4 protein-coding genes are annotated in these 4,382 nt (G+C 62.1%); 3 read left to right on the top strand and 1 reads right to left on the bottom strand.

The genetic code is table 11. The annotated features are described in order from the left end of the window. The 3 genes from ACOVQ0_RS02555 to ACOVQ0_RS02545 all read left to right on the top strand — a co-directional run. Positions 1-510 (top strand): sigma-70 family RNA polymerase sigma factor (locus tag ACOVQ0_RS02555; protein WP_421879853.1); only part of this gene is annotated, 510 nt, incomplete at its 5' end. Beyond that, positions 503-1,210: an anti-sigma factor gene (locus tag ACOVQ0_RS02550; RefSeq protein ID WP_421879850.1), complete on the top strand. Its 708-nt coding sequence runs from the start codon at positions 503-505 to the stop codon at positions 1,208-1,210. The genes ACOVQ0_RS02555 and ACOVQ0_RS02550, both read left to right, overlap by 8 nt. A 268-nt stretch (positions 1,211-1,478) precedes the next feature. After that, positions 1,479-2,288: an outer membrane protein gene (locus tag ACOVQ0_RS02545; protein WP_421879847.1), complete on the top strand. Its 810-nt coding sequence runs from the start codon at positions 1,479-1,481 to the stop codon at positions 2,286-2,288. Between the two features lie 475 nt (positions 2,289-2,763). Here ACOVQ0_RS02545 and ACOVQ0_RS02540 read toward each other — a convergent pair whose 3' ends face one another. Then, the gene (locus tag ACOVQ0_RS02540) at positions 2,764-4,374 is read right to left on the bottom strand and encodes an alpha-D-glucose phosphate-specific phosphoglucomutase (RefSeq protein ID WP_421879859.1); all 1,611 of its coding nucleotides are present in this window, start codon (positions 4,372-4,374) and stop codon (positions 2,764-2,766) included. Positions 4,375-4,382 lie beyond the last annotated feature (8 nt).

Below are 4,382 nucleotides of genomic sequence, written 5' to 3'. Positions count from 1 at the left end.
GTCGCACGTGGCGACCGAAAGGCGCTTGCTTCGGTGTATGATCGCACCTCTGCAAAGCTTTTCGGGGTATGCCTGCGCATCACGCGAGACCGAGAGGCGGCTGAGGACATTCTACAACAGGTTTACCTGAAGGTCTGGAATCGGGCCGGACGCTTCAATCCGGAGTATGCCAGTCCAATCACCTGGCTATGTGCCATTGCCCGGAACACTGCAATCGACTGGGTGCGCAAGCACGGTAGCCCGACTTTTCCCGATGCATCGCCCACCGATGCGCCAAAGGCCGAGTTCGGAGAGGCGCTCGAAGCTATGGCCGATGACGAGCAGCGCGAGCAGATCTTCGATTGCCTCGATCTGCTACCGCCTAACCACCAACGTGCAATCCGCTTAGCATTCTTTGACGGCCTCAGTCATTCGGAACTCGCTACCACGATGCGATCCCCACTCGGCACCACCAAGAGTTGGATCCGCAGAGGATTGCTTCAATTGCGGGGGTGTCTCCAAGATGACTAGCAAGCTCACACCCGCACAGGCCGCAATGGCCGCCGAGCTTGCCCTGGGGGTGCTCGAGGGAGAGGAACGGGCCGAAGCGCTGCGCCTGTCGCTCGCAAATCCAGCCTTCGCCGACTTGGTCGCCAAATGGCAGAGCCGGTTGGACCCACTTGGCGAAGGATTCGAAGAGGCGCCGCCGCCAGACGTCTGGCAGGCAATCGAGGCACGGCTTGATGACAACGCTCGCCCCGCACAGGTCAGCTCACTCCGACTTTGGCAGGGTCTGGCGGCAGCCTCGGGCGCGCTGGCAGCCGGCCTGGCGGCGATCGTGGTGCTCGGCCCGGCGACCCCGCGCGAAACACCCGATGCGGTAGTGGCCGCCGGTCCGGCACAGACTGTCATCGCCCAACTTTCCGGAACCGACGGCACGCTGTTTGCAGCGAGCATCAGTTCGCAGGCAGGATATCTCGACATCCGCGCGGTCGCCTTGCCGGACACCCGCCTGACGCCGGAACTGTGGGTCATCCCTGGAGACGGGGTGCCTCGCTCTCTCGGCCTGATCGCTCGCTCTGGGACAACCAATGTGAAGCTTCCAGAAAACCTGCGACCGCTGGTGGCTGACGGGGCACTTCTCGCTGTCTCGCTCGAAACAGTCGAAGGTGCGCCGCACAGCAAGCCGAGCAGCACGCCCATCGCGATCGGAAAAATTTCCGCCATTTGAGTCCGCCGCATCTGATTGCCTGCGGTTTGCCGTAACTTCGACTGCGAGAGGGCGGGCTGCGCAGCTTGCCTATCGAGTACTTGGCGGCTCAACGTCCCCTCGTTCCGGCGCTCCCCTGTCGGATCGGTCCCCGAGCATGGCCAAGTCTCGACATGGTTGCAGCCGTTTCACGGCCTCACACAACGCCGACAAGGCGGTTGCTTCGGCAACCGCTCAGCCCTCTCGCGCAACGGAAATTGACTGAAACAACGATTTGTCGGAGCATTCCATGAAAGCACTTCTTCTCGCAGCCTCATCTGCCGTTCTGATTGCGGTGCCTGCCCAGGCTGAAGACGAATTTGACGGTTTTTACGCCGGCGTATCGATCGGCTACGACATCCAAGCGAGCGACGGCGATGAGTTCATTACCTTCGACCGCGGCTCGAACGGCAGCTTCGGCGAAACCGTCACCACCGCGGCCGGTGCCAATGCTTTCTCGCCCGGCTTCTGTGGTGGCGAGGCGACTTCGCCGCAAAACGCCAACTGCATCGGCGATTCTGACGGCGTGACGTTCGCTGCCCGCGCCGGTTTCGACAGCCAGATGGGCAAGCTGGTCGTCGGCGTGATCGGCGAAGTCGCAACCGCTGATGTGCGCGACGCGGTTTCAGCCTTCAGCACAACGCCGGCGTTCTACTACATGGAGCGCAAGATTGACTACACGGCGTCGCTGCGCCTGCGTGCCGGTTTCACGCCTGCTTCGAAGACGCTGGTCTACGCGACTGGCGGCCTTGCTTACGCCAAGCTCGACCAGTCGTTTGAGACCAGCAATACCGCCAACTCCTTCACCGTGCTCGCTGATGACCAAGCCTGGGGCTTCCAGATCGGTGGTGGCATTGAACAGAAGATCGGGAAGAGCTTCTCTTTAGGCATCGAATATCTCTACACTGACTACAGCGAAGACGACACGCTTATCCGGGTCGGACAGGGCACTGCGGGCGCTACGAACCCGTTTGTGCTGGCCGGCGGCGTCGACTTCAAGCGCGCCAATGATGACTTCAACCTGCAGACCATCAAGGCTGTAGCTACCTACCGTTTCTGAAGAATGTTGCGCACGGGAGCCATAAAAGGTGGCTCTCGTGCGTTCACATCATCGGACCTCGCCCCCCTGCAGGATGATGATTGAGTCTCCTCTCCAAGGACAAATTAGAAGGGGCCTATCTCTTGAGTGAGAGAGACGGGCCCTGAAGAGGCGGGAGGCAGTCGGAGGTCGTCCCGTCCGTGCGGGAGAGAGGTTGTCAGCTGACGAATTCCGGCTCAGCTGCCGTCCGCAATGTTTGGGGGAGCCACGACGCGTGCGCAAGCGGCACCGGCACTATGGCGGGCGGGACGATGCTTGCAGTCTCTTCACCGAAAACGGCGAAACGCGGGTACTGGGTGAAGTGGCGGTCGAGTCCAATGCGTATTGATCTACCAACAGTTTGACGGGATCAAACCACAGGTTGTGTTCGAGCGCATATCGACTGTGGGCAGGCGGGTTGGGTTCCCGCCATCTACATGGGCGCGAAGGCCCCCGTTCACGTCACCACATCTGGCGCGGTGCGGCCGGAGTGAGCGACGATCCCGGCGATCGCATCGGCGGCCGCGACCAGATCGGCGAGCATCGTAGGGGTCTCTTCTGCCAAACGCCCATCCGGGCCCTCGTAGCGTTCAAGGTAGACCCGCAAGGTCGCACCTTCCGTCCCCGTGCCTGACAGCCGGAACACGATCCGCGACCCGCACGCAAACATCACCCTGACGCCCTGATTGTAGCTGGCCGAGCCATCGACCGGGTCCGTGTAAGCGAACTGATCGGCCATCGCCACAGTCAGCGGTCCGAATGCCCTGCCCGGCAAGATTGCGAGCGAGGCCTCCAACGCAGCCATCAAAGCGTTGGCGCGGCCGCTCTCGATCGCCTCATAATCATGGCGGGCATAGTAGTTTCGCCCGAAGCGCGCCCAGTGCTCGCTTGCGATCTGCGACACCGGCTTGCGGCTGACCGCGAGAATGTTGAGCCACAGCAGCACTGCCCACAGCCCATCCTTTTCGCGAACGTGATCACTGCCGGTGCCTGCGCTTTCCTCGCCGCAGATCGTGACCTTTCCAGCGTCCAGCAGGGTGCCAAAGAACTTCCACCCCGTCGGCGTCTCCCATAGAGGAATGCCGAGCGCGTCTGCCACCTTGTCGGCGGCCGTACTGGTCGGCATGGATCGCGCAATACCCTTCAGCCCCCCGGCATAGGCGGGCGCAAGGTGTGCGTTCGCGGCAAGTATTGCGAGCGAGTCAGACGGCGTAACAAAAACCCCGCGGCCCATGATCAGATTGCGGTCCCCGTCCCCGTCCGAGGCCGCGCCAAGCGCTGGGGCTTCGGGCGACATCATGAGGTCATAGAGCACACGAGCATGCACCAAATTGGGATCGGGGTGATGGCCGCCGAAATCCTCGCGCGGGGTGCCATTGAGGACGGTGCCTGCCGGAAATCCGAGACGGCGTTCGAGTATCTCGTGCGCATAGGGGCCGGTGACGGCGTGCATGGCGTCGAAGGCCACCGAAAGGCCACGCTTCGCCGCCGCACGGATAGCGCCGAAATCGAAGAGCTCTTCCATCAGGTCGGCATAGTCGACGACCGGGTCGATGACTTCGACCGCCATTTCGCCTATCTCCGAGGTGCCGATGCGGTCAATATCGACCTCTGCGCCACCTTCCACCATCAGCCAGCGATCGATTGTCTGGGTGCGCGCGTAGATCGCATCGGTTACCGCCTCGGGTGCCGGGCCACCATTAGCGATGTTGTACTTGATGCCAAAATCCTCTTCTGGCCCTCCCGGATTGTGGCTGGCTGACAGGATAAGCCCACCGCTTGCGCCATATTTGCGAATGACGTGGCTGGCTGCCGGGGTCGATAGAATACCGCCCTGCCCCACAAGCACGCGAGCATACCCGTTCGCCGCCGCCATGCGGATCGCCCGGGCGATCACGGTGCGGTTGTGGAAACGACCGTCGCCACCGATCACCAGCGTCGAGGCTATGGGGCGATCAGCGACGTCGAAGACCGACTGGATAAAGTTCTCAGCATAATGCGGCTGGGCAAACACCCGCACCTTCTTGCGCAGGCCCGAAGTCCCGGGCTTCTGCCCACTGAAAGGTATCGTGGCGA

This window comes from Novosphingobium sp., from assembly GCF_049240505.1.
In the GTDB taxonomy this organism is placed as follows: domain Bacteria; phylum Pseudomonadota; class Alphaproteobacteria; order Sphingomonadales; family Sphingomonadaceae; genus Novosphingobium.
This window is presented reverse-complemented; position numbering and strand designations above follow the sequence as displayed.

What these genes read in the sequence shown, in the direction of transcription:
- ACOVQ0_RS02550 (WP_421879850.1), top strand. Translation starts at nt 503, where the DNA reads ATGACTAGCAAGCTCACACCCGCACAGGCCGCAATGGCCGCCGAGCTT.
- ACOVQ0_RS02545 (WP_421879847.1), top strand. Translation starts at nt 1,479, where the DNA reads ATGAAAGCACTTCTTCTCGCAGCCTCATCTGCCGTTCTGATTGCGGTG.